Raw genomic sequence first — 24,378 nt, 5'->3', positions numbered from 1 at the left:
ACGTCCTCATCGACCACATCGAACGACGCAACGGCGGACCACTCACCGACGACGTCGCGCTACTCCTCCTGAGAGGCCCGACCCCATGACGGAGGTGGCTAGTACCGCGACGGCGAGTCCTCCCCCGGAGAACGCTCCCACGCCGGACCAGGCTGGCACGCCGGACCTGGTCGGACCCGGCCGGGGCGAGCGGCTCCGGGCGAGGGCCCGATCGTGGCCGCTGCGACGCCGGCTGACGGCGGCGCTCACCGTGGCATCGATCGTCCTGCTTACCGGCGTCGGCCTGATCACGGCCAGCCTGGTCCAGCTGGAGCGGTCGATCCACGAGCGGACCGACATCCTCTCGCCGGCACGGACCCGGGCCGCCCAGGTCATGACCAGCCTGGTCAACCAGGAGACCGGCCTGCGCGGCTTCATCCTCACCGGCAAGGCCGCCTCACTCAAGCCGTATGACGACGGCGGCCGAGACCTGGACACCCACCTCACCCGGCTCGACCAGGTCGTCGGCGGCCGGCCCGGCCTCGCCGACGACCTCGGCGCGCTGCGGGCCCGGATCGCCGACTGGCACCGGCTGTACGCCGACCCGGTGGTGGCGGCGGCCCGGCGCGGCGACGTGGCCACCGCTCGTTCCGTCGACCCGGAGACCGCCGGCAGGCCGGTGTTCGACAAGATCCGAGTCGCCGACGACCGCCTCGACGCCGACCTGACGGCCCAGGCGGTGGCCGCCCGCGACCGGGTGTCGGCCACGTTGCGCCAGCTCGTCGTGATCCTGATCATCGTCGGGGTCGCCTTCGCGGCCCTGATGGCGGGCATCGGCCGCGCGCTGCGGGTCTGGGTGACCGGGCCGCTCGGGCGGATCGGCCAGGACGCTCGCACCGTCGCCGGCGGGAAGCTCGACCACGCGGTGGCCCCGGTCGGCCCGCCGGACATCGCCGAGCTGGCCGATCACGTCGAGAACATGCGGCTACAGCTCGTCCACGAACTGGGCACGGTCTGGGAGGCCGCGGCCAAGCTGGAGGAGCAGGCCGACGCGCTACGCCGCTCCAACCGAGACCTCGAGCAGTTCGCCTACGTCGCCTCCCATGACCTGCAGGAACCGCTGCGCAAGGTGGCCAGCTTCTGCCAGCTGCTGGAGCGGCGGTACGGCGACCAGCTCGACGAGCGCGGCCAGCAGTACATCGACTTCGCGGTCGACGGCGCCAAGCGGATGCAGAAGCTCATCAACGACCTGCTGGCGTTCTCCCGGGTCGGGCGGACCACCGACGCGTTCGTGCCGGTCGACCTCGGCGAGGTGCTGGCCAGGGCCAAGCTGTCGCTGGGCACGTCGATCGAGGCGTCCGAGGCCGAGATCACCTCCGACGAGCTGCCGACCGTCACCGGAGACCCGACGCTGCTCGCGGCCGTGTTCCAGAACCTGATCGGCAACGCGATCAAGTTCCAGGGGCCGGACACGCCCCAGATCCACATCGGCGTCACCGAACAGGGCGACACCTGGGAGCTGTCCTGTTCCGACAACGGCATCGGCATCGAGGCCGACTACGCCGAAAAAATCTTCGTCATCTTTCAGCGGCTGCACCGGCGGGAAACCTACGAGGGAACCGGCATCGGCCTGGCGCTCGTGCGGAAGATCATCGAGTTTCACGGTGGGACGATCTGGTTGGATACGGGTAGGGACTCCGGCACGACCTTCCGCTGGACTCTTCCCAGGAGCGAGGCGGGTGTGTCCACCCCGCAGATCGCCGGCACCATGGCGCCTCCGATCGCCGCACACGAAGGAGCAGCGTGACGAACCCGCTTCCCGAACCCGTCGTACCGATCGAGGTTCTCCTCGTCGAAGACGACCCAGGCGACGTGCTGATGACCCGGGAGGCATTCGCGGACTACAAGGTCAAGAACAACCTGCACGTCGTCGGCGACGGCGTGGAGGCGCTGCACTTCCTGCGKGGYGARGGYRAGTACASCGSCAGCCCYCGGCCSGACMTSRTCCTGCTCGACCTGAACCTYCCGCTCAAGGACGGCCGSSAGGTGCTGGCCGAGGTCAAGKCSGACRRCAMGCTGCGRCRCATTCCGGTGGTCGTGCTGACCACGTCCGAGGCCGAGGAGGACGTGCTGCGCAGCTACGACCTGCACGCCAACGCCTACATCACCAAGCCCGTCGACTTCGAGCGGTTCGTCGACGTCGTCCGGCACATCGACGACTTCTTCGTCAGCGTGGTCCGTCTCCCCGGCCACTGACCACCGACGGGGCCGGCCGCCCGGGCCCGGCTGGCGGGCAACGGGGCCGGCGGACACCGGGTGGCGTGCTGGCTGGCGGTCAGCCAGCCGCGCGGCCGGCCCGCTCGGTCGGCGGGGCGGGGCGCTCGGTGTTGTCATGGCCGGGCGCGATGTCCAGCGCCTGGGACAGGCGCAACGGGGTGAACGGCTCGGGCGCGGAAGCGGCGACAGGCTCGAGGGTGAAGCACACGTGGTCCCCGCCGTCGTCCAGGGCGCACAGCCGCCGGCCCACCAGCCGGTTGGGAAGGTCGGTCAGCAGGGGAACACCGCCGGGGCCAGCAAGCACCGACCGGCCGGCGAACTTGTCGGTGTCGTCGCCGCTGACCGATCCGAAAGCTTCCGCCGTCGCATGGTCGTCCGCGGCGAGGAAATGCAGCCCAAAATGCGTCGAGCGCAGTGCGACCCGGTAGGTGTGGTTCGCCTTCGACAGCCACACACAATACMGGGGTGGCGTGATGCTCGACTGGGCGTGGAAGCCGACCAGACAGCCTGCACGTTCTCCATCGGAGGCGGCGGTCACGAGGATCATCGCCGAGTTCGCGCTTTTCACCAGGACGCTCAGCTCGTCGTCGGCCATCGCCAACACTTCCCTCCCTGACGGCGCCGGATTCTGTCGCGCCATTCCAGTCCTACCAGATCCGCCGTCCGACGCGCCTTTCCGTGGCCGGCCGATCCGTCGCGAGCGCCGTCCACGTTCGACCCTTCCTCGGGCCATCTGACGCTGGCAACACTGACTTCACGAAGGCTTGCCTGACGTCGCGAAGGCTTGCCGGGAGCTGAACATGGCGACGGGCGGCCGGGGCACCGTGGAGGCTGCTCCGGCCGCCCGTGTCGGGCGGACACCGTCATGAACGGTGGCCTAGCTCGGCCAGCTCACTCGCCGATCCGAATCGTTCTCGGGCCGACGGTGGCAGGTCATCGCGCGAGCGCCATTAGCGCAGAACGCGACGGTGGGTAGCGGCCCGGTAGACCATCAGGGCGACGATCGCACCGATGATCGACCCAATGATGCCGGACGGCTGCAGCGCGCCCTCGCTTAGGTCCTTGCCGAAGATGAGGTATCCCAGGAATCCGCCGATAAACGAACCGACGATTCCGAGGAGAATGGTCGCGCCGATACCCATCGGGTCGCGGCCAGGCAGGAGAACTCGCGCGACCGCGCCGGCGATGAGACCGAGAACGATCCAAGTGACGATGGTCCAGAGCACGGTTTCCTCCAGGGAGACGGAGCCTTTTCGACGATCACCCGTCGTGTATCGAGAGCTTTACCCCACCCACCACGCGTCCCAAACAAAGCAGTTTTCGGATGCGTCTATCGGGGCTGGTCAGAAGCCTCTCCCGATGTGGGCGCGCGCCCTCGTCGTCACCAAGAGGAATCGTAGCGTTACTTATTGTAGTCATTTCGAGGCGTCATCCGACGCGGCGGGCGCCGTCATGGCGCGACCGTGCGGATGAACGGACCGATCAGAGCCGGACGGATCAGAGCGGGTAGGTCACCGCTGTCAGCTGTTCCGAGAGCTCCCACAGCCGCGCGGCGGTCTCGGGGTCGCGCGACGCGGCGTTGGACGAGACGAGGACCGGGCGTCCGGTCATCTTCAGCAGCCCGGACGGGCCGTAGTACTGGCCGCCCTCCGAGGCCGGATCCGTCGCCGCGCGCATGATGGGCAGAGCGCCCTTGTGCGCGGAGTGCACGATCGGGTTGGGGACGTGGTCCACCACCCGCTTGAACTTCCGCCGCATCGGGCTGTCGCCGCCGAAGCCCCCGGCGTCGGTGTTCGCGCCGCCGGGATGCGCCGCGAGGGACCGGGCCGCCACGCCCGCCTTCTCCAGCCGGCGCTGCAGCTCGTAGGAGAAGAGCAGGTTCGCGAGCTTCGACCGGCCGTAGCCCCGCAGCGGCTTGTAGCCCCGGGTGAAGGCGAGGTCGTCGAAGTCGAGCTTCCCCATCCGGTGCCCGTTGCTGCCGACCGTCACGACCCGGCCCGCCTCGGCGGCCAGGACGGAGTTCAGCAGCAGGCCGGTGAAGGCGAAATGGCCGAGGTGGTTGATCCCGAAGTGCTGCTCGAAGCCGTCCTCCGTCTGCCCGTGGGGCAGCATGATCACGCCGGCGTTGTTGATGAGCAGGTCGATGACGGGACGCTCGGCCACCAGCGCGTCGGCGGCCTTGCGGACCGAGGCGAGCGAGTTGAGGTCCATCTCCAGCGTGGAGACGTCCGCCTCGGGGGTGACGGCGCGAATGCGGTCCAGGGCGTCCCGCGCCTTGGACGGGTTGCGACACGCCATCACGACCGTCGCGCCCCGCTCGGCGAACGTCTTGGCGGCCTCGAAACCGATCCCCGAGTTTGCGCCGGTGATGACGACCGTTCGCCCACTCAGGTCAGGAACATCGTCCGCGTTCCAGCGTCGCCGCCCTGACGCAGCCACCATGACGGCCTCCACGATCCATGAGCACAAGGTCCGCGGGCTGTCCGCCGCGCTTGCCAACCGACGCCCGCGGCCTCACCCAAGCGCCGCGCTGCTCCACCGGGCGACCTCGGACAGTTGGCGCAGGCCCGGGCCAGTGGAACAGTCGGCCGCTTCCATGACGATGCGGACATTCGACACAACTATAGGGCGCGGCCGCCGGGCCGCAAACTGCCCGGCGGCCGCGCCGGAGTCGAGACCGTCGCGGGAGAGAAGTGAAGGCGGGCAGGGGCCCGCGGGCGTGCTGCCCAGACGGCGCTGGCGACGTCGGCCGATGCGACAGCCGGGCGTCTCGACCAGAAGGTGACGTGAGGCGCCGCCCGGCCCGGCTGCCCGCCAGGCGGTCAAGGCAGCCCAGGTCGCGGTAGCGGGTGGTCGCCCTTCGCCGTCGACGGGAGCCGTCACCCACCGCCGGCGTACCGCCGCGGATCGGCGCACCGCAGCGGATCGGCGCAACCGCCTGACCCAATGTCGGATTCGAGAACCCGCTCCGGACCGTGGCGACGAAATCCGACCGACCGGTTCGATATTTGGAGCGGATGCGACGGCACCCTACGACCGTCGCCCCGGGGAACCTGCGCACAGGGCGCCACAACGTTGTCCCGGAGTCCTGGTTGTGCGACCTTGCCGCGCATCAGACCGCCTAGTTACCTGGCGATGCAGCGTTCCCCGGCCGTCCGGGGGACGCCAGCCAGGCAAGCAGGGGAAAGATGACGAGAGAACGCGCGGGGAGCTATGGGCTTGCGAGACCCGATCCACATCGTCCGGGGTGGACCGATCCGAACCGGACCAGTCGGTCCGAGTACGCCGAACGTCATCGCCATGGCTTCTGATCATTGCCAGCGCAACGAAGCCGGCGGTCAGGCGCCCGACATCCCCGCATCTGCGGCACTTGGGTCGTATCATTCGCAGCTACCGGGGCGGGGGGTCGGGGAACCCGCCGGTAGGCCCATCCCCCCGCCCGACGCGCTGGCGGCGCGCACGCGAGGGGACCGGAGAGAGGACCCGCGTAGTGCCGCGAACCCATCCTTCCGCAAGCATCCCGGTCCCAGCCCGGACGGTGTGTGGGTGAGCCTCGTGGGAGCACGCCCCAAAGGGCCACGCCCGGATCTGAAGGATGGGCCCCAGAAGACCCTCCTGACCCGCCTGAACGAACTCAACAATCCATATCGGGTCAGCTACGAAATGGTCGCCCGGCAGCTCTGGCCGGACCAGGGGCCACCCAAGATCCACCGTTCCCGGACGCGGGATCTGAGCCGTCAGTTCCGCGGCGAGAAGGCCATCGAATGGCGGGTCGTCGAGATCTTCGTCAACCTGCTGTTCGCCGAGACCGACCCGGCGCTGGCCACCGAGTCCGCGCTTCTGCGCGACCTGCACGCGCAGGCGTTCGAGACGACCGTCGACCCCGACGGCGCTCCCTCCCCTGAGCCCGAGCCCGAGCCCATCGACCCGGCCTACGTGGCCGACCTGGAACGCCAGTTGGCGGAGGCCCGAACCCGCGCTTCCTTCGCCACCGCGCTGCTCGTGATCGTGCAGGCGGAGAACACGGAGCTGCGCGGCCGCGGCTCGTCCTTCGACTGGTTCAACCAGCCGTCCCGCCTGGGCGGCGCCGGGACCTCAACCCCCGCCTCGGCTTCGGGTTCGGCTTCGGAGGCTGGTTCCCGCTCGCGCACCGGCAGGCGGGCCGCCGCGAAGCCGGCCGCGGCGGCCACCGCGGCCGACCCAGCCACCGGACGTCCCGCCGGCGGCCGTACCGCGGACACCCGGTCCGACACCGACGCCCCCCGGCCCATCGACCCGGCCACCACGCCCATCCGGCGCCAGGGCTACCGCGCCGGGCAGCGCCGCCGCCCTGGTACGGGCAGGTCGGCCCTGGCCGACGCCTTCCCGCCTGGCGCCCGCACGCCGACCTACCCCGCCCCCGCCGCCACGCCGCCAGCCCCCCCGTCGACGGTGGCCGCCCTTGCCCGAAGCCGCTCGGCGTCGAGCTCCCTGCGCCGCGCCCCGGCGCCCCCGGACCCGATCACCGACGACCCGGGTCTGGATGTCCTGGTCAGCCGCGAAAAACGCCGCCGCGGCAAGAACTCCTAGCGCGACCGTCAGCGACGCCGGCGGGTGTTGAGCCGGGCGGCCTGACGCGTCAGGTGATCGCGTTCGGCCAGGTTGGGGGCCTTTTGCGCAGCCTCGGCGTACAGCCGTGCGGCCGTCGCCAGGTCGCCGTCGCGCTCGTGGAGGTAGGCCGCCACCGCGGCGTGCCGGGGCAGTGAGTCGTTCAGCGTCGCGAGCGCCGCCAGCCCGGCGCGCGGTCCGTCGGCCTCCCCGACGGCCACCGCGCGGTTGAGCCGGACGACCGGGCTGTCGGTCAGGCGGGCGAGCTCGTCGTACCACTCGACGATCTGCACCCAGTCGGTCTCCTCGGYGGCGCGCGCGTCGGCGTGCAGTGCCGCGATGGCGGCCTGGGCCTGGAACTCGCCCAGCCGGTCCCGGGCGAGGGCCGCCTGCAGGATCACGACGCCATCGGCGATCATCGCGGTGTCCCACCGGCCGCGGTCCTGCTCGGCGAGTGGCACCAGGCTGCCGTCGGGCGCGGTCCGGGAGGCGCGCCGGGCATGGTGGAGCAGCATGAGGGCGAGCAGCCCCGCCACCTCGGGGTGGTCGATCGCCGCCGCGAGCTGCCGGGTGAGCCGGATGGACTCGGCGGCGAGGTCGACGTCACCGGAGTAGCCCTCGTTGAAGACCAGGTAGAGGACGCGCAGCACGGTCGCGACGTCGCCGGGCTGGTCGAACCGCACGCCGGCGACGGTGCGCTTGGCGCGGCTGATGCGCTGCGCCATGGTCGCCTCGGGTACCAGGTAGGCCTGGGCTATCTGGCGGGTGGTCAGCCCGCCGACGGCGCGCAGCGTGAGCGCGACCGCGGACGACGGCGTCAACGAGGGGTGGGCGCACAGGAAGTAGAGCTGGAGCGTGTCGTCCACCGCGGGCGCGGGCCCGGGCGCCGGTTCCTCGTCGACGAGGTCCTCACGCCGGCGGCGGGCGGCGTCCGCCCGCGTCGCGTCGAGGAACCGGTGCCAGGCCACGGTGACCAGCCAGCCCTTCGGGTCCCGCGGCGGGTCGGCCGGCCAGACCCGGACCGCCTGGACCAGCGCGTCCTGCACGGCGTCCTCGGCCGCCGCGAAGTCGGCTCCGCGGCGGACGAGGATCGCGAGCACACTCGGCGTGAGACTCCGGAGCAGGGCCTCGTGCAGCTGAGAGGTCACCGTGCGCCCGAGGTCACTCTGTGATGGTGGGCGGGGCGGTCAGGAACGGCCGCAGCTCCAGCCACTCGTGGATCGGCTTCCCATCCGCCCCGGGCGCGGCCGACAGCTCACCGGCCAGCTCGACGGCGCGCTCGTAGCTGTCGACGTCGATCACCATCCAGCCGGCGATGAGATCCTTGGTCTCCGCGAACGGGCCGTCGGTGACCGGCGGCCGCCCCTCACCGTCGTACCGGACGAACGTCCCCTCGGGGGCAAGCGCCTGACCGTCGACGAACTCGCCGGTCCCCTCGAGCCGCGCCGCGAAGTCGTTCATGTACTGCACGTGCGCCGAGATCTCCGCCGGCGTCCACCGCTCCATGGGCACGTCGTTGACCGCGGCCGGAGCGCCCCGGTAGTGCTTGAGCAGCAGGTACTTGGCCATCATGTTCTCCTTGGTGCTGGTGCGACCGGTTCCGGTCACGTTCACCGCGGGGACGGAGCCAGTCACCGGTTCTCGACATCGCCGTCCGAGAATCTGTCCCKACCAGACGACCGGCGAGCAGGCGAGCAGGCGAGCAGGCGAGCAGGCGACTGAACCAGGGGAGGCTTCGCCTTCGTGACTGTACGTGTGGTCTACGCGCGGCCTGGTGGGCGTAGCCGCTGCCGAGCCACGACCACCAGAGGGCGCAGTCGGCGATCATGCGGACCGCTGACCTTGGCGGTCGCAATGGTGTCGCGGTAGTAAAGACGAGCGGTCGCGACGAATCCTGGGACCGTCGAATCCTGGGACACGGCCTAGGCGGCCGACCGGCTCTGCGCGCGCGAACGGCCGTACGCGGCGAGGGCGTGGAAGGCGGCCTTCGGCGTCCACGAGCCGTCCGGCAGCACCCGCACGATTCCGCGTGCGGCCAGGTCGTAGTCGCGCTCCGAGTCCTCGGTGGTTGGCAGGTGCCGGTTCGCGAAGGTGTACACGAACGCCGCCTCCACGCCGCCGGCCTCATAGTCACGCAGCAGGTCCATGAGGTAGCGGGCCTGACCTTCCTCGTCACGCACCAGCCCCGCGGCGAGCGTCGCGGCGTAGCCGTGCTCGTCGTAGGTCACCGGCTCCGGCGCGCCCGCGACGTCGGCCGCGCCGCGGAACGTGCAGCAGCCGAACTCGGTCGCGGCGTACGGCTTGCCCTGCCCCACCGCCGCCGCCAGGGTCTGTGGGAACGTCGCGGCGTTGGTCGCGTCGCGGTAGCCGGCGTCGCTGGCGATGATGTCGAACGCCGTCCAGTCCACCGCCTCCAGCGGGATCGAGGCGTACGCGACGGGGCCGCCGAACCGTTCCCGCACCGCGGGCACCGCCGCCGCGAGGAAGTCGCGCACCGCGGCGCGCGCGGTCGGGACCGCCGCCCGCATCCGCATCGGATCGGTCAGCAGCGCCATGCGCTCGGCCAGGTCGCGGCCGGGCAGGAGGCCTTCGGTGAACATGGCGATCTCGGAGCCTGTGAGGTACACGACCGAGGCCCCGCTGCGCCGTAGCCGTTCGGCCCGCTCGGCACCGTCGAGCACGAACGCCATGAGCCCGGCGCTGTCGAGGCCGTTGGTGAACGGGCAGTACCACACCTCGAGCCCGGCCTCGGCGGCGAACCGCGCGGCCAGCTCGAGTCGATCCTGGATCCCGCCGGTGATGCGCACCGCGTCGCAGTGCAGCTCGTCACGGATGACGCGCAGGTCGCGCCGCACGGTCTCGGGATCGAACGGCTCGTGGGTCGTCGACCCGGCGCTCACGAAGCCGGTGTCGTAGTTCATGCCGAAGACGCGCATCGGGGGCTCCCTCGCTCATAAGGCACTTCACGTACCCTATAAGGTACTTCCAGTACCCTGCACGGCATGAGCACGAGGCGCCGGGGCGAGGAGCTCGAACGGGCGATCCTGCACGCGGCGGCGGAGGAACTGCGAGAGTCCGGCTACGCGGGGATGACCATGGACCGGGTCGCCGCCCGGGCCGGGACCAACAAGAACGCGATCTACCGCCGGTGGCCGCATCGGGCGGCGCTGGGCATCGCGGCGTACCGCCACCTGTCCGAAGCCGTGATGCCGAACCCGGACACGGGCACCCTGCGCGGCGACGCGCTGGAGATGATGCGGCGGGCGAACGAGACCTGGTCCTCGCCATACGGAGTGGTCCTGCGCGGCCTGCTCGCCGCCGCGGCCGACGACCCGGAGCTGCTCGCCCTCATGCGCGAGCGGTCCGGCGCGGACGCCATGGACCGGGCGTGGCTGGCAATGCTGGAACGGGCCGCGCGCCGGGGCGAGGCGCCGGCGGCGGCCGCGCACCCCCGGGTCGCGGCCACGCCCATGATGCTGCTGCGCGCCGAGTACGTGATGCGCGGAATCCCCTTGGTCCCCGACGAGGTGCTGGTCGAGATCGTGGACGAGGTCTTCCTGCCACTCGTGCGAGGCCGCGGCTGAAGGAGGCACCGGCCAGGACGGCCGCTACGGGAGAGATTCGGCGGACTTGACGGGCGATCAGCCTCACTACCGCACTGCCCGTGCGATCGAGGTGGGTGCGCCCTGCCGCCTCAGTGGACCTGGCTCGGCCGCCGGCGCGGCTGGGTCAGGACGCGGGCGACGCGGTCCGGGCGCAGCAGCGCCTCCGGCCAGTCCAGGAGCCCGGCGACGCGTAGGAACGCGGTCGCCAGGCCGGGGTCGCGCTCGGCGGCGGCGTGGAATCGGGGGAGGTAGGCGTTGATGAGCCGCACCTTCGGGGTGCGGTCGCCGTCGACGGCGGGAAACGCCAGGTCGCCGCCGGTGGCGATGTCCCAGGGCACGTCGACGATGCCGGCGATGGTCTTGAAGTACTGGCGCCAGGACGGCCGCTTCGGCTGCGCTACCAGCCTGCCCAGGGCGACCGCCTCGAGCCCGGCCACCGTCATCCCCTGCCCGTAGAACGGATTGAACGAGCAGATCGCGTCCCCGATCAGCAGCAGCCCGTCCGGAAAACGGCGCAGCCGTTCGTAACGGTGCCGGACGCTCGCCGGGTAGCGGAAGGCGACCGGGTCCTCCAACGGTTCGCCGTCCCGAATGGCCCGGTGAATGTCATCGAGCGGCAGCCCGGCGACGAACTCGAGAAAAGCATCGGCGTCGGTCGGCGGCGCGTCGCCCAGCATTCCGACGAGCGTCACGAGATGGCGCCCGTCCTCCTGCGCGACGACCGTGGCGGCGCGTGGGTATTCCGGCGTCCAGCTCTGCAGAATGAGCTGGTCGGTACCCAGAGCACCAGCCCGCAGGCGGTAGGAGCGCGAGGCGTAGCCGATTTTCATCTGGACCTCGTCAACAGGTGGTCGGTCGTAGCCGAGGTCGGACAGCCAGCGCGGCGTGCGCGAGCCCCGGCCGGTGGCGTCRAGGACCAGGTCCGCGGGCAGCGTCCGGACCTGGCCGCCGGATTCGCGGACCGAGACGCCGACGACGGTCCGCCGGTCGGCGCTGGTCACCGGCGCGACGACGTCCAGCCGGTCGGCGAACACGACGTTCGGCAGCGCCCGCACCCGTTCCCGGACATGGCTTTCCAGCATGGGACGGCTGGCGAACAGGATCCGCTGGCCGGTGCCGGCCTGCTTGAGCCGGTGGCCGGACAGGATCCAGCGCGCGTCCGCGGACAGGTCCCCGGTCGGCGCGCCGGCCGCGACGAGCTCGGCGCTCAGGCCGGGGAACAGCGCGTCCATGACCTGGCCGCCCCGGGCCAGCAGGGCGTGGGCGTGCCGGCCCTGCGGCACGCCGCGCCGGTGGGCCGGGCCGTGCGGAAGTTCGTCGCGCTCGACGAGCGTCACAGTTTCGTATGCGTCGGACAAAGCCCGGGCGCCAAGCAGGCCGGCAATGCTCGCGCCGAGGACGACCGCGTGGGCACGCATCTGATTCACGTCGCTTTTACCTGTCCTCAACACGGTGAAGAAACATCGTGATTACGGGGGTAGACTTGACGACGCGGCAGGTACTGGCGATTCACCGGTTACGGTAACGAATCGCCCGGGCCTGGGCAGGGGAAACAACGAAATTCGCGACGGTGGCGCACGGCACACAGGCACCGCCGGGGCATCCGGGCCGAACAGGCCCTTGGCCGCGGGCAGCCACAACGTCCACGACGGCGCGAAGAGGGCATGGCCGAAACTGATCATCTGGGCGGAGCACAGCCGTTTCAGACCGTGCGGCCAGGCCTTCAACCGACCATGATCGGCCTCGCTCGCGCGATCTGATCACCGGGCCGGCGGCAGCCCCGCATGCGCCGGCTGCTCACGACGCAACAGATCTGCTCGCCTGCCCGGACGGTGATATTCCCCCCAACGGGGGTATGCGTCCAGACGCTGACCTGCCATCACCCCAGGTTCCTGACCGGTCGCTGGACAGCGCGTTGACAACAGGTTGCCCGCGGATCACGGGACACGGAAGAGGCGGCGCGATGCGAGTGCTCCCGGTGAAATCGGCTGGCCGCGATGACGGTGCTCCCGCGCACCCGCTCGTGGGCATGTTTCGAATATGGTTCGCCCTGTCCGTGATCGTCCTGCTGGCCTGGGCGGCCACGCGGCCGGCCGTGCGATCGTTGTTCGTCGCCCCTGAGCAGGACGCGCCGGCGGGTCCCGTGGAGGCGGACTACTCGTCGGATGGCCGCTACGCCACGACGACCCAGGCCGTGGAGAACCCCGCTGGCACCGCGCGCTACCAGCTCTTCCGTCCGGCCGACTACTCGAGGCTCGGGTTCCTGAGCCCGATCGTCACCTGGGGAGTCGGGACTGGCGGGAACCCCGCCCAGTACTCGGAGCTGCTCGACCATCTCGCGTCGTACGGGTTCACGGTGATCGTCCCGGGCCAGCGCAACACCGGCAGCGGCGACGAGATGGCGGCGGCGGTGCGTTACCTGATCGCCCAGGCCGGGACCGCCGGAAGCGTCTTCCATGACCGCCTGGACGTGGGCAGGGTGGCCGCGGCCGGCCATTCTCAGGGCGCCGGCGGCGCGGTCCGGGCGGCCATCAACAACCCGACGTTGATCGACACAGTCGTGACCTTCTCACTGCCCAGCAAGACCTGGGCCGCGGCCAACGCGGACTGCCCGACGAAGAGCGACTGCATGTTCGACCTGACCCAGCTCCGCCAGCCGGCATTCCTCGTCGGAACGCACGGGGCCTTCGACTCGGTCATCGCCAGCGCCGCGACCGAGCGGACCTTCTACAACCAGGTGCCGGGCCGCGCCGTACTCGGCCTCATCGAGAGCTCCGGCGGGAAGGTGGCCGACCACAACTCGGTCCAGGACCGCGACGGGTCCCGTGGCTTCCTCGGTTATGTCACCGCGTGGCTGTGCGCCGAGCTGCGCGGCGACCCGGTGGCAGTCGCCGCGTTCGACGGCACCCGTCCCGAACTCGTCGGCAACGCCAACTGGCCCGGCAGCGCCGCCAGGTGAAAGGATCTTGCCTCGCGGCACGGTCGCGCAAGGGCGACCGTTGGCACGTGCCTTCACCGTGTCGGACATCATGGCCGCTATGCCGCGCGTACGACGGTCACCGGGAACGGTGACCTTCCTGGACGTCCTTCGCCACCTGCTCCGCCCGCCCGCCCCAGACGCCGTGAACAAGCTCATCGACGAAATGGAGGCGGGCGGGCTCGTCACGCGGCCCATCGCGGTCGTTTGTTTCCTGCGCGGCACGGTCGGCTCCCTCCCGCGACGTTGGCAACAGGGCATTCTGACGCTCGACGGCCACACGCTCAGCTGGACCCGCTACTTCGCAGTACGACGAGACAGGACACGACTTCCGTCGGGGCTGGACGTCGAGCAGGTGCGCGCCGTCACCGGCACCGAACGGCTCCACATCAAGGAAGAACTATTCCGCATCATCGTCTGCTACACCGGGCCAGGTCGCGTCGACCTAGGCGTACCGACCATCGACGTGCCGCTCGTACGGCGCGCTATACAACGCGACAAGCAAGCACTCAATCCGTAGTTTAATTTGGATCTTCCATCGACATCCATGGACGGCTGTGCGGCACATTGTCCGCCGACGTCTGCTCACGTCCACTGGTGTAGGTCACGGGCCGGCTGACGCCCGCCGGGGTCCATGAACGTCCGCCGTCGTTCGCGGGCCAGCCCTACGCGGGCGCCATCCATGATCACCCGTCTGCGGTCCGGTTCGCCAAGACTCGACCGTTCGCCAGCTCTGTGGTGAAGCCCAGGAGGTCAGGTCATGAGGCAAGAGCCGTGTCCAGAAACTCCCACCGCGCGTGTCACTGGGTACCCGCGTCCAGGCCGTCGACAGCCAAATGACCGAAAGCGTCGCTCCAGGCCGCATACCACTGGCGGAACCACGGATGGGACTGCGCGAGCGGGACGACAGAGCGCACCGTCTCCTGGTAGTACGAACGACGTTTCTCCGGCCGAGGATGTGTGTCCAGCCGCTGCACGTTGCTCAGCCGGTCCGCCAGCTTCACCAACAGTGCATCATCCGGAGCGCTAAGCAACCGCGTCAGATATGCCGCCCGCACCTCCTCACGTGTCTGGCCCTCCGACGGTGCGGGCTTGGTCACCCAGTCGACCAAGCCCGCGACGCGGTCACCGAAGCCCGCGCGCACAGCCTCCAGCGAGCACTCCGTGTCCTCGACCACGTCGTGGAGCACGGCCGCGCGCAACACGTCGATGTCAGTCGTTCCGATCGCCTCCACCAACACACACACGACCTCAAGCAGATGCTCGACATAAGGCTCACCCGCCGGCCGAGTCTGGTCCGCGTGCCACCGAACAGCGAAGGCGACCGCATCATCCAGCGAGGCTAGATCCTGTTCCGCGACGCGCCTGGCCAATCGCCCACGCACGGACGGCCAACCGGCCGCCGCCTCGAACACCTGCAACATGCCCCGATCTCCCTTCACGTGCCACAGCGACCGACAAGCAGGGCGCCCTCGCACACGATCACATCAGGACACTACTAGTGATTCACGACATGCCCGTGCCTTTTGAAAGCTGGGTCTGATCAGGGCAAGCCGGACGGCGGCGTACGGCTGGGGTCCGACTGCTGCGACCGGAACTCGCGGCTCACACGAGATCCCGCAGGCTACCGGCCGCCGAATTGGAGCAGCTGCCCGCCGCGCCCCATGTCGACGTCCGGTATGCGAACAACAAGGTCGAAGCTGATCACGGCCGGCTGAAAGCCCGGCTGCGGCCGATGCGCGGGCTCAAACGCCTCCGCTGCGCCCAGGTCATCGGATCCGGGCACACCTTCGTCCAAAACGTCCGCCGCGGCCACTACGAACGTGCCACCGACGCCGAACCCCATCGCCGGCTCGCGCAAGCGTTCACCGAGCTCGCTCGGACCCTCTGACCAGGGCAGCAACCAGCATTCGCCATGCTTCACCTCGGCCGAACGCAACAGCGCCATTCCCAGGACCCTGGTCACCGCGCGGCTGCCGTTCATCACGAACGACCACAGCTCGTCGATTGGAAACGGGTTTGTAGCCGAGGAGGAAATCCAGGTGGCAATGCCGAAGCCGGGGCCCTACGTCGGCGTGCGCGTCCAGGCGCGGACGGYGAGTTTCCCGGTGGTGCCGATGTCGAGGTGGAGCGTCAGGGTCACCGGATCGGCACCGGGCTGGGCTCGCACCCTGACGTAGGTGACTCTGCCGGCGGCGCTGCGCCACAGGAGGCTCGAGAAGGCGCTCTCGCCGGGTTTCAGGACTAGCGGATGGGCTGGCTCGTCGAATTCCCCGCCCGGGAGGATGATGCCGCCGCTCCCGTGCAGGATCTGGACACCTTCGACGAGTGACCGGTCGGTGTCCAGCGGTTCCAGGAGCGGGTAGCCGTCGAGTGAGTAGTCGCGCGTCCCGCAGTTCTCCAGGCGTAGACCCCGTATGTGCAGCCCGGTCGCGGATGTGCCGCCCTCGAGAGTGAGGCGGAGGCCGGAGGGCGGGCACTCGCCGGGCTCGGGCGGCGCCTCGGCGGCAGGCACCTTGGTCACCTCGCCGACCCTGACGCGGGTCACCGGGCACGCTCTGGGGTCCAGCGCCCCCAGTTGGACCGTGCCGCGCACGGTCGCGCCGGGACCGACCGATCGCACGGTCACGTATCTGCTGCCCCCGCCCTCGCCGGTCTTCGTGAGGAAGTCGAACAGGATCGTGTATGTGAACGCCTCGGCGCCGTCGTTGGTGACCTCGTAGGTGGCCGAGATCGGGGGGCCGTTGGTGGGAAGGGGGGCGGGGTAGGCGTCGGGGCACGGGGGGAGCCTGCCCGAGAAGACGGTCTTCGAGGTGATCCGGACGCCATCCACGGGCGGGACGGTGACGGAGGTCCGGGCCACGGTCGGGCCCCCGAACACGGATCCGCATGCCGTGAGCAGCAGAAGTACGGAGAGGGCCGGAAGAAGGGCGGCAGCTCTGCGCATCCGATCATCCCATCAGGGGTAGGAGCGCCAGCTACCACCGACGCCCGGTACGCAGGTCCGCGCCAGGTTTCGACGGCAGCGACCATACACAGAGACGATCAATCGGGTTCCACCCACGAATACACGACAGTTGAATACACGACTCCGCCAGCCTCCCGAGTGCGACGGCCGCCGCGGCGACAACGCCGAGGAACCTGCCAGTGCCGCCGGCTGACGACGCCTGCGACCCGCGATCCATGGAGGTCTGCGACCCCTCCGTCATTCTCGATACGGATCCGACCTCGGTGCCCCGAACGCGTCCAACCGGGCGTTATGCGGCGGCGAGTCAGGCCATGTGAACGTGTTTTCCCACTCCAGCCCGCCGTCGACGACCCGAGGGCGGTAGTCGCCCACGTCACCGCCGGCCTCTACCGCGTCCGCGAACTGGGTCAGCATCGCGGCCAGCGACGGCCACCGGGCCATGCTGGACGCACCCTCCTTGTCATGTACGCCGACCGGCCCTTCGCCGCCGTCCCGCTGGTCGGTGAACAGACAGCCGGCCCAGACCGCGTCCGCGAACGGCACCCAGGACGGGTGCCACCACCAGCCGACCTGGTCGGTGCCCGTCTTCTCCTCGCTGCTCAGGACAATCTCGGTCAGCATCTGGCCGTGGCGCACGATGTCGGCAAGGGGTAGCAGCCGATAGTTGCCGGGCAGGAACTTCGCCCGCAGCACGTATGCGCCGTCCTTCTTCCAGTCGTCGACGCCGTCGTGCAGGCCGAGCAGCGTGACAAGGCTCGGAGGAAACGCCACACCAAGCGCACGCTCCGCCTCAGCGATCGCCGACCTCTCCGCCGGCGGGTTCAGCTGCCCGTGGCTGACGGGCGCGTGCTCGGCGAGCCAGCGCTCGATCCGTGACCAGGAGCGGGCTACCAGGGAAGCGTCATCCACGACGACATTGTCGATCGTTCGCCGAGCCGCAAACGCGGCGGCCGTCGGCTCGACAGGCTCAGCGCGCCTGGTAGGCGGCGGCTAGTTTGCCGGCTTTCCCGGCATGCGATCGGTCTCGCCGGAGCGCTGTGATGTCAGGTCGAACCCGAGTCGTCATCCCAGCTGATTGTGAGGGTGCTCCTGAAGCCGCCCTCACCCCGGCTGGTGATCAGTGGTTCGACGGGTTGCTGTCCCGCCGGCCAGGTACGCACGGCGCGGTAGGGATACCCGTCCTGGCCAGGCGTCTCCCAGTCCAGCTCGACCTGCTCTCCGGCCCGCAGGCCGCGGTAGCCAGCGATCAACAGGTGGCTGAAGTGGATCCAGCAACCACCGGGAGTCTCCAGCGAGTCGATGACTCCCCAGCCGTCCTCGTTCGACCACTCCCGAACAGTGCCGCGAGATGTGGCGTCGCTCGTGCCTCCACGTCGGGCCAGTCCGTCAACAAGCACCGTCGTGCCGCCTGGCTTGACGCAGGCGGCCGAGTTCTGGAACCCAGGCTCGGGGATAGCGCTCAAGGGAGTGGCGGGCCCCAAGTCCGCGCGGACCTGCGCGACGGGCCGCGGTGACCTGGGCACGGTTGGAGACGTCGACGACGTAGCCGTGGACGGCGTCGCCATGCTTCTGCATGCGCGCGACTTCGGTGTCGAGCAGCTCGGCCTGGACGTCGAAGACCGCGACCTTGGTTCCCCGGGCCGCGAGTGCCTCGGTGATCGCGAGTCCCAGGCCTGACGCCCCGCCGGTCACGATCGCGGTGGTCCCCTCGAAGGGCATGCGTGTCCGTCCTTCCGTCGGTGGAGGGTGCCTTGACAGTGCCCGAGTGTGGCGCGCATCATGCTATTAATCAATCGATTGATTTACTCGAGTGAGGGTGCTGACCGCCTGGCGTCCGGTGCTGGCGTGGCACGGACGGGGCTCCCGCGATCGCCCACCGTCGGACGCCCGCCACCTCGGCGCGTTCGCGTCACGGTGGACAGACCCTCCTCAGTGCCTCCGACGGCATGCCACCGGCCCCCTGCGCGTCCCGTGCGCGCGGAGGCCTCCGACCCACTGTTTCGCCCTGCTCAAGGAGAACTGGACTGATGACGATCGAAGCGACACGGGCCGCACTGCCCGGAGAATGGCTCGACGACGCCAAGATCGGCTTGTCGGRCCTGGACTGCGACCCGGACGGGTTCCGATGGAAGATCCCAACAGCGCGGTATACCTCCCCCCAGACCGCCGCGCAGGAACGCGAGCTGATCTGGAAGAGGACCTGGCAGGTCGTCGGCCGGGTCAGCGAGCTGGCGAAGACTGGCGACTGGAAGACCTACCAGCTGTTCGACCAGTCCTTCATCGTGGTGCGCGGCCGGGACGGCGTCATCCGCGGCTTCGTCAACGCGTGCCGTCACCGTGGCAACCTGCTGTGCGCCGAGCGCACGGGCACCTCACGGCAGTTCCTCTGCCAATACCACCTGTGGTCCTACGACCTGGAGGGCAACTGCCGCGGCATCCTGCGCGAGAACCTCTCGGGTATCGACAAGAGCGACGTCTCGCTGCTGTCCGTGCCCGTGGAGACGTCCGGCGGGTTCATCTTCCTCAACCCGGACCCGGACGCGAAACCGCTGGCCGAGTACCTCGGATCCGAGGTGATCGAGCTGCTCAGGCCGTACGAGATGGACCGGTTCGTTACCGTCATGGACGTCCAGGAGGCCCTCGAGTGCAACTGGAAGGTCGTCATGGACGCTTTCCAGGAGGGTTACCACCTTTGGGGTGTGCATCCGCAGCTGCTGAACGTGATCTACCCGGACCCGGAGAAGGGCCGCTACTGGTTCCTCGGCGACCACAGCGTCGCGACCACGCCGTTCGACGTGCCCAGGGGTGAGCACTTCGGCCCGGAGGAGCAGGTCGCCGGGATCCGCAAGCTCCCGGAAACCTTCCCCGCGGTCCCGCTGATGCTGCCCCGTTTCGAGGAGCTCGTCGCGACCTACCGCGACGAGAACGGGATGCTGGAATTCCCGGAAGGCGTCACCGCCCGCACGCTGCTACAGCAGGCCACCCGCGACACGCTCACCGGCATGGGCCTGGACGTGAGCAGGCTGACGGACGATCAGATGACGGACAACCAGGGCTGGGTGCTCTTCCCGAACTTCTTCATGACGGTCCGCGCGGGCGAATGCCACATCACCATGCCCACTCCGCACCCGTCTGGTGACCCGAACAAGTGCGTCTGGCACGTCGCCAGCTACATGTACCTGCCGGACGAACTGGCAGCGGCGGCAAAGGTGGACCTGACCGTCGTCGACGAGCCGGGCAGCCACACCTACTTCGAGGCGCTCCAGCAGGACTGGGAGCAGATGCAGCGCCAGCAGGCCGGGCTTCGCAACAGCCGCCTGGAGCACGAGACGATCACCCGTGAGGAGATCGTCGTCGCGAACTTCCACCGCGTCCTCGACCGCTACCTGGCCGGCGCCCGGTCCTGACGCTTTCCCGCGGCCCGTGACCGGTCCGCCACGCGGGATCTGCCGCGGCCTGGGCGAGCGTGTCTTCGAATCCACCATCTCACCTATGGGAGCAGGCTTATGGCGCTCGCGCTGCGCGACCTCGACGAGGTCATCGGCGATTACACGGGCCTCTCACGGGTCGCACTGGAGTACACCCAGCTGATGAAGAAGCTGGTCAGCGCGGGCAAACAGCCCGGTTTCTCGGCGGAAAGCTGGGCGCCGGTAGCCGAGCTGGTCGCCGTCGACTCCTTCGAGCGGGTCGGCCCGTTCAAGGAGGTCATGAACTGGCCGGAGTACGCGGCGTTCCTCACCCAGTGGGCGCAGACCTCCGAGTGGGAGTGCTCGTTCAAGCGGGTCACCGAGGTGGACACCCTGGTGCTACTCGAGCTGGAGGAGCGCAGCACGGTTGCCGGCTACAGCAACGCGGTGAACTCGGCGACCACCTACGAGTTCGACGCCGCCGGCAAGGTCGTGCACCTGGCTGTCTACCTGCAGATGCCGTTACCGGACCCCGACCTGCTCACGAGCTACGACGGCATCCAGATCACCGAGTGAGCCGCCGGACCGGTCAGCAGGCTCGGCGCGGACCGCAAGGATGTCCGGGTCCGGGTCCTGGGCCGGCCGTCGGTGCGACCGGATCGTCGGCGGCCGGTCCGGCCAGCCGGCCACGTGCGCGGACCGCACCTTCTCGCCACCCGCGCCCTGCGGACTGGCGCGGGTGCGCAGCTCGGAAGCCAAACCGCGAGAAGGGAACGCCTGCATGGCGCGAGTCGAACCGCTGCGACCCCACCAGTTCCCGCCGCGGATGCGCGCGGCGCTGGCGGCCATGGTCCCACCGGAGCCGCGTTATCCCATGCCGAATGCCGAAGGGCGACCCAAGGCGCTGGGCATGCTCGGAACCTTCGCGCACCACCCCCAGCTCGCGCGAGCGTTCTTCACCTTCAACGGTCAGGTGCTGCTCGCGACGACCCTGTCACCCCGACAGCGCGAGATCCTTGTTCTGCGGGTCGCCGCGCGACGCGCCTGTGGCTATTTGTGGGCCGAGCACGCCCACCTTGCCAAGGAGGCAGGGCTCACCGCCGAGGAGGTAGCCCGGATCACGTCGGACCCGGGAGCGCCGTTCTTCAACCCGATAGACACGGCGCTGTTACGCGCCGTCGACGAAATCGTCACCGACGGGGTGTTGACCGACGGCACCTGGTCGGCACTCGCCTCCGCGCTAGACACCCAGCAGATGCTCGACGTCATCTTCACCATCGGCGCCTACGAGACGGTGTCGGCCATGCTGCGCTCGTTCGGGATCGAGCCCGACGACTCCATGGACCCGTCGTGACCCCCGGCCAGCACCCTGCCGCGCCGGTACGGCCCACGCCGCCCGGCGAGGCACCACGCCGTTCGCCGGACGGGTGCGTGCGAAACTCGGGGACGACGACAACCAGGAGAAACCGTGGCGGGCACCCCGTCGCTGCTGGGCCGGCCGGTCGGCTCCCACGGCGACCAGTCAAGGCAGCGCATTCTCGAGGCGACCCTGCGCTGTGTCGCCGACGTCGGCTACGCGCGCGCCACCATCCGCGAGATCGCCCGGGCAGCGGGCATGACCAGCGGCAGCCTCTACCACTACTTCCCGAACAAGGCCGAACTGGTCAAGGAGACCTTCCGCGACCTCGCCCAGCACACGGTCCCCCGGTTCACCGTCGCCGTTRCGGCCACCGACGGTGTCCTCAACAAGCTCATGGCCATCCTGGACGAGGCCGACCGGATGGTGCGCGACAACCCCTACGCGGTCCCCTTCGACCGCGCGATCCGGGTGCAGAGCGCCTCGGACCTGCACCTGGCCGAAGACAGCGACACCATCGTCGCCTCCATCCACGGCGTGGTCGCTGACGTCCTGCACCAGGCCAGCGACCAGGGCGCCCTCACGGACAACATCGACGTCCACGCCGCCACGAACGCGATCCACGTCCTGCTCATGGGCCTCTACGAGCATGCGCTGACCACGCCAGCCGACGAGTACCACGACACCGTCCGCGCCCTGAAACTGCTCATCCAGGGGATGTTCTTCGACCGCACCCGCCTGGCATAGCCGGAGCGGCGCACGGGGCCTTCGGCAGCCGACCGGTATGTCGGCGTGCCGAGCGTGGACAGGCGTCGTGGCTGCCTGGATCCGGTCGGTGATGGCCGTGCTCCTGGCGTTACCTGCCGCCATCGCTGGGTGCGCGGCGTCGCCGGATACGAACTCGGGGCCAGGCCAAACCTGTTCGACAAATATTCCCGGCGTAACCGCCACATCGGTCAAGATCGGATACATCTATCCCGACACCGGGCCCGCGGCGCTCACGACCGTCTTCAGAGGCGCTCGTGCCGGCGCCTCCGCCCGCATCGACCAGCAGAACGACCAGGGCGGCGTCAACGGTCGTCGTATCGATCTGGTCTGGGGTGACGACCAGTCCAACCCGGACGCGTTCCTGCTGACCGCGCACCGCCTGGTCGACTCCGAGAAGGTCTTCGGCCTGGTCCTGAACTCCGTGGTCGTGGACAAGGCGGTCGGCTGRCTCGCGCAGGAAGACGTTCCGGTCACCGGCACCGCCAGCAGCGTGGTCTGGAGCGAGTACCCCAACCTTTTCCACTTCGGGAACCGGTACAACCCGGGCGACACCTCGGTGATCGGCGACTTCGTCAAGGCGAGGGGCGGCACCAAGGCGATCCTCGTCACCGACCGAGACCTCTCGGCCACGCAGAATCTCGCGGCGAAGTTTGCGCCGAGTCTGCAGAGCCGTGGAGTCACCGTCGTCGACACGCTTTCCTACACGCAAGGCATCACGAACCCGGCGAGCCTCGTCGCGCGCATCAAGAACTCGGGCGCGGACACACTGATCGGCGCCGCCCAGACCGAGTCGTTCATCGACGTCTACGCGGCGGCCAAGGCAGCCGGCGTCCGGCTGCGCGTGGCGCTGGCGTCCAGTGGCATCAGCCCCGACCTGCTCGCCCAGCGCGGCGGTGACATGGCCGGCATGACTGTGCTGTCCACGATCGCCGCCCCGGACTCCCCGGCCAGGGCCGCCTACGTGGAGGCGATGAGCACCTACGCACCGGAGGCGGTCGACCCGACCGAGGAGCTCGCCATCGGCGGCTACGTCGCCGCCGACCAGATGATCAATGGCCTGCGGCTCGCGGGCGCCTGCCCGACGCGACAGGGCTTCATCGACGCCCTCCGCTCGGTGACCAAGTACTCGGCCGGCGGCCTGATCGCCCCTATCGACGTCAGCCGACCCAGGCAGCCGACGCTCTGCGAGAACTTCCTGACCGTCGACCCGACCGGGAAGAACCTGGTCGTGCTACCGCCGCCCGCCGCCCGCCGCCCGCCGCACTCGCCCGCGACGGCTACTGGTGCGGCACCGCCCTGAACTGACCCCTGTTGGAACGGCGTTGTTGCGTTGGGCCGGGGCGAGGCATGGCGGATGCGGGTTACTGCGCTGGTCACAGGGCCAGGGCGAGCTCGGTGAAGGCGTCCGCGAGTCGGCGGTGGGGTTCGGCCTCGACGGCGAGTTCGTAGTGGCCGCGGCGAAGATTCTGAACGAACGCGTGCCCTGAGGCGATGACCTGGGCGGAGCGGAGGCGTTTGAGCCCTCGCATCGGTCGCAACCAGGCTTTCAACCGTCCGTGATCGGCCTCGATCGGGTTGTTGGCATACCTGGCATCGATGTGATGGGCAGCAGGCAGCTGCTCGTCGAGGACCCACGGGTAGGCCGCGGCCCGGTCAGTGGTCACCTCGACCGGACGGCGGCCGTGGGCCAGCGCCCGGGTGAAGAACCGGCGGGCCGCAGCCAGGTCTCGCTTCTCGGAGGCCAGTACATCGATGACCTGGCCGAACTGGTCGATCGCTCGGTACAGGTAGCACCACCTGCCCACCCATTACGTCTCGTCGACGAACCATCTATCGCCCGGGCTGTGCCGGCACGGCCGGGCGGCGTCGACCAGCAGCTGAGTGAAGCGCTGCACCCACCTGTAGACGCTGACGTGATCGACGGCGATGCCGCGTTCGGCCAGCAGCTCCTCGACATTCCGGTACGACAGCGCGAACCGCAGATACCAGCGAACTCCCAGAACGATGACCTCCGGCGGGAACCGGAAGCCGGTGAACTCCGAGACCGGCACCGGCGGACAAGGACGGCAGCGAGCCACCATCCGATCATGCCTGGCCGCCGGACCCGACCACCGCATCCGCGAACGCAACAGAGCCGCCCGGGTGCGATCCCCCGGGCCATCCGACCAGGCCACGGGGCCGCATTTGCGTAGAAAGCCCACATCCCCGGCCTCCCTATCGCTGCCGGCGGCACCGTTTTGGCGCTTCGCAGTGCCTCGCCGGGCGTTGCGACCTCCAGACGGCCGAAGGCGGTGCGACCGGGGATCGGTCGCACCGCCTTCGGCCGTGCGTGGAGGTAATCAGGTCAGGGAGAAGAGATATTCGTGGCCGAAGGTCTGGAGGTCCTTGATGGGGACGATGGCCTTCTTCGCCCCGTCGAACCGGACGAGCGCGGCGCAGTCGTTGCCCAGGAC

At 69.6% G+C, this 24,378-nt stretch carries 23 protein-coding genes and 2 pseudogenes; 12 read left to right on the top strand and 13 right to left on the bottom strand.

Annotated features, from left to right (window positions below):
* The first annotated feature begins 85 nt into the window (after positions 1 to 85).
* On the top strand, positions 86 to 1,786 hold the full coding sequence (locus tag BCD49_RS04450; RefSeq protein WP_007512662.1) for a sensor histidine kinase: 1,701 nt from the start codon (positions 86 to 88) through the stop codon (positions 1,784 to 1,786).
* A complete protein-coding gene (locus tag BCD49_RS04445) occupies positions 1,783 to 2,235 on the top strand; it encodes a response regulator (RefSeq protein WP_071041155.1) in 453 nt (150 codons plus the stop codon). Before BCD49_RS04450 ends, BCD49_RS04445 begins: the two co-directional genes overlap by 4 nt.
* A 79-nt stretch (positions 2,236 to 2,314) precedes the next feature.
* On the opposite strand, the gene BCD49_RS04440 is transcribed toward BCD49_RS04445, so the two are convergent.
* From BCD49_RS04440 to BCD49_RS04430, 3 genes are all read right to left on the bottom strand, one after another.
* Positions 2,315 to 2,851: a flavin reductase family protein gene (locus tag BCD49_RS04440; protein WP_071041153.1), complete on the bottom strand. Its 537-nt coding sequence runs from the start codon at positions 2,849 to 2,851 to the stop codon at positions 2,315 to 2,317.
* 355 nt (positions 2,852 to 3,206) lie between these two features.
* Positions 3,207 to 3,482, bottom strand: coding sequence for a GlsB/YeaQ/YmgE family stress response membrane protein (locus BCD49_RS04435; protein ID WP_007512665.1), 276 nt, complete (start codon positions 3,480 to 3,482; stop codon positions 3,207 to 3,209).
* Between the two features lie 271 nt (positions 3,483 to 3,753).
* A complete protein-coding gene (locus BCD49_RS04430) occupies positions 3,754 to 4,698 on the bottom strand; it encodes an oxidoreductase (RefSeq protein ID WP_007512666.1) in 945 nt (314 codons plus the stop codon).
* A 1,104-nt stretch (positions 4,699 to 5,802) separates the two neighbouring features.
* Here BCD49_RS04430 and BCD49_RS04425 point away from each other — a divergent pair.
* Positions 5,803 to 6,825 carry a hypothetical protein gene (locus BCD49_RS04425; RefSeq protein WP_007512667.1) on the top strand — a complete coding sequence of 341 codons (1,023 nt, stop codon included), beginning with the start codon at positions 5,803 to 5,805 and terminating at the stop codon, positions 6,823 to 6,825.
* 8 nt (positions 6,826 to 6,833) lie between these two features.
* Here BCD49_RS04425 and BCD49_RS04420 read toward each other — a convergent pair whose 3' ends face one another.
* The 3 genes from BCD49_RS04420 to BCD49_RS04410 form a co-directional block, all read right to left on the bottom strand.
* Complete coding sequence (locus tag BCD49_RS04420) at positions 6,834 to 7,979, bottom strand: RNA polymerase sigma factor (protein ID WP_071041157.1); 1,146 nt, start codon at positions 7,977 to 7,979, stop codon at positions 6,834 to 6,836.
* A 25-nt stretch (positions 7,980 to 8,004) separates the two neighbouring features.
* On the bottom strand, positions 8,005 to 8,412 hold the full coding sequence (locus BCD49_RS04415) for a YciI family protein (protein ID WP_007512669.1): 408 nt from the start codon (positions 8,410 to 8,412) through the stop codon (positions 8,005 to 8,007).
* 353 nt (positions 8,413 to 8,765) lie between these two features.
* Positions 8,766 to 9,779 carry a hypothetical protein gene (locus BCD49_RS04410; protein ID WP_007512670.1) on the bottom strand — a complete coding sequence of 338 codons (1,014 nt, stop codon included), beginning with the start codon at positions 9,777 to 9,779 and terminating at the stop codon, positions 8,766 to 8,768.
* Positions 9,780 to 9,845: 66 nt separating this feature from the next.
* Here BCD49_RS04410 and BCD49_RS04405 point away from each other — a divergent pair, with 66 nt between their 5' ends.
* A complete protein-coding gene (locus BCD49_RS04405; RefSeq protein ID WP_007512671.1) occupies positions 9,846 to 10,427 on the top strand; it encodes a TetR/AcrR family transcriptional regulator in 582 nt (193 codons plus the stop codon).
* 110 nt (positions 10,428 to 10,537) lie between these two features.
* Here the strand turns inward: BCD49_RS04405 and BCD49_RS04400 are convergent, their stop codons facing one another.
* Positions 10,538 to 11,866 (bottom strand): FAD-dependent oxidoreductase, encoded by a 1,329-nt coding sequence (locus BCD49_RS04400; RefSeq protein WP_035924535.1) that lies wholly within the window; start codon positions 11,864 to 11,866, stop codon positions 10,538 to 10,540.
* Positions 11,867 to 12,504: 638 nt separating this feature from the next.
* Between BCD49_RS04400 and BCD49_RS04395 the strand changes: the two genes are divergently transcribed.
* A complete protein-coding gene (locus tag BCD49_RS04395) occupies positions 12,505 to 13,407 on the top strand; it encodes an alpha/beta hydrolase (protein ID WP_157845196.1) in 903 nt (300 codons plus the stop codon).
* Positions 13,408 to 13,516: 109 nt separating this feature from the next.
* The gene (locus tag BCD49_RS04390) at positions 13,517 to 13,945 is read left to right on the top strand and encodes a hypothetical protein (protein WP_007512674.1); all 429 of its coding nucleotides are present in this window, start codon (positions 13,517 to 13,519) and stop codon (positions 13,943 to 13,945) included.
* Between the two features lie 280 nt (positions 13,946 to 14,225).
* Here the strand turns inward: BCD49_RS04390 and BCD49_RS04385 are convergent, their stop codons facing one another.
* Complete coding sequence (locus BCD49_RS04385) at positions 14,226 to 14,849, bottom strand: HD domain-containing protein (RefSeq protein ID WP_007512676.1); 624 nt, start codon at positions 14,847 to 14,849, stop codon at positions 14,226 to 14,228.
* A gap of 212 nt (positions 14,850 to 15,061) precedes the next feature.
* Between BCD49_RS04385 and BCD49_RS40210 the strand changes: the two are divergent.
* Positions 15,062 to 15,316 (top strand): annotated as a pseudogene (locus BCD49_RS40210) (DDE-type integrase/transposase/recombinase); the annotation flags it as partial.
* 174 nt (positions 15,317 to 15,490) lie between these two features.
* Here BCD49_RS40210 and BCD49_RS04375 read toward each other — a convergent pair.
* The 4 genes from BCD49_RS04375 to BCD49_RS04360 form a co-directional block, all read right to left on the bottom strand.
* Positions 15,491 to 16,372: a DUF4232 domain-containing protein gene (locus BCD49_RS04375; protein WP_071041152.1), complete on the bottom strand. Its 882-nt coding sequence runs from the start codon at positions 16,370 to 16,372 to the stop codon at positions 15,491 to 15,493.
* A gap of 258 nt (positions 16,373 to 16,630) precedes the next feature.
* Complete coding sequence (locus tag BCD49_RS04370) at positions 16,631 to 17,302, bottom strand: SMI1/KNR4 family protein (RefSeq protein WP_007512679.1); 672 nt, start codon at positions 17,300 to 17,302, stop codon at positions 16,631 to 16,633.
* A gap of 134 nt (positions 17,303 to 17,436) precedes the next feature.
* A complete protein-coding gene (locus tag BCD49_RS04365; protein ID WP_007512680.1) occupies positions 17,437 to 17,790 on the bottom strand; it encodes a hypothetical protein in 354 nt (117 codons plus the stop codon).
* Positions 17,780 to 18,112 (bottom strand): SDR family NAD(P)-dependent oxidoreductase, encoded by a 333-nt coding sequence (locus BCD49_RS04360; protein ID WP_007512681.1) that lies wholly within the window; start codon positions 18,110 to 18,112, stop codon positions 17,780 to 17,782. Before BCD49_RS04360 ends, BCD49_RS04365 begins: the two co-directional genes overlap by 11 nt.
* Before the next feature lie 308 nt (positions 18,113 to 18,420).
* Between BCD49_RS04360 and BCD49_RS04355 the strand changes: the two genes are divergently transcribed.
* The 5 genes from BCD49_RS04355 to BCD49_RS04335 all read left to right on the top strand — a co-directional run bounded on the left by BCD49_RS04355 (position 18,421) and on the right by BCD49_RS04335 (position 23,225).
* Positions 18,421 to 19,800 carry an aromatic ring-hydroxylating oxygenase subunit alpha gene (locus tag BCD49_RS04355; RefSeq protein WP_071041150.1) on the top strand — a complete coding sequence of 460 codons (1,380 nt, stop codon included), beginning with the start codon at positions 18,421 to 18,423 and terminating at the stop codon, positions 19,798 to 19,800.
* A gap of 99 nt (positions 19,801 to 19,899) precedes the next feature.
* A complete protein-coding gene (locus BCD49_RS04350) occupies positions 19,900 to 20,376 on the top strand; it encodes a hypothetical protein (protein WP_007512683.1) in 477 nt (158 codons plus the stop codon).
* Between the two features lie 205 nt (positions 20,377 to 20,581).
* Positions 20,582 to 21,154 (top strand): carboxymuconolactone decarboxylase family protein, encoded by a 573-nt coding sequence (locus BCD49_RS04345; protein WP_007512684.1) that lies wholly within the window; start codon positions 20,582 to 20,584, stop codon positions 21,152 to 21,154.
* Positions 21,155 to 21,268: 114 nt separating this feature from the next.
* Positions 21,269 to 21,904, top strand: coding sequence for a TetR/AcrR family transcriptional regulator (locus tag BCD49_RS04340; protein ID WP_071041149.1), 636 nt, complete (start codon positions 21,269 to 21,271; stop codon positions 21,902 to 21,904).
* Between the two features lie 67 nt (positions 21,905 to 21,971).
* Entirely contained in the window at positions 21,972 to 23,225 is a 1,254-nt protein-coding gene (locus BCD49_RS04335) for an ABC transporter substrate-binding protein (protein WP_083401244.1), read from the top strand.
* A gap of 73 nt (positions 23,226 to 23,298) precedes the next feature.
* On the opposite strand, the pseudogene BCD49_RS04330 reads toward BCD49_RS04335, so the two are convergent.
* A pseudogene (locus BCD49_RS04330) lies at positions 23,299 to 24,006 on the bottom strand (IS6 family transposase).
* Positions 24,007 to 24,378: the final 372 nt, after the last annotated feature.

The organism is Pseudofrankia sp. EUN1h, assembly GCF_001854645.1.
Classification (GTDB): Bacteria; Actinomycetota; Actinomycetes; order Frankiales; family Frankiaceae; genus Pseudofrankia; species Pseudofrankia saprophytica.
Note: the sequence above shows the minus strand (reverse complement) of the source record. Positions and strands in the feature narration are given on the sequence as shown.

Coding starts and splice junctions, on each gene's coding strand:
- BCD49_RS04360 (WP_007512681.1), bottom strand. CDS start 18,112: ATGCCCTTCGAGGGGACCACCGCGATCGTGACCGGCGGGGCGTCAGGC.
- BCD49_RS04385 (WP_007512676.1), bottom strand. CDS start 14,849: ATGTTGCAGGTGTTCGAGGCGGCGGCCGGTTGGCCGTCCGTGCGTGGG.
- BCD49_RS04410 (WP_007512670.1), bottom strand. CDS start 9,779: ATGCGCGTCTTCGGCATGAACTACGACACCGGCTTCGTGAGCGCCGGG.
- BCD49_RS04405 (WP_007512671.1), top strand. CDS start 9,846: ATGAGCACGAGGCGCCGGGGCGAGGAGCTCGAACGGGCGATCCTGCAC.
- BCD49_RS04430 (WP_007512666.1), bottom strand. CDS start 4,698: ATGGTGGCTGCGTCAGGGCGGCGACGCTGGAACGCGGACGATGTTCCT.
- BCD49_RS04345 (WP_007512684.1), top strand. CDS start 20,582: ATGGCGCGAGTCGAACCGCTGCGACCCCACCAGTTCCCGCCGCGGATG.
- BCD49_RS04350 (WP_007512683.1), top strand. CDS start 19,900: ATGGCGCTCGCGCTGCGCGACCTCGACGAGGTCATCGGCGATTACACG.
- BCD49_RS04450 (WP_007512662.1), top strand. CDS start 86: ATGACGGAGGTGGCTAGTACCGCGACGGCGAGTCCTCCCCCGGAGAAC.
- BCD49_RS04415 (WP_007512669.1), bottom strand. CDS start 8,412: ATGGCCAAGTACCTGCTGCTCAAGCACTACCGGGGCGCTCCGGCCGCG.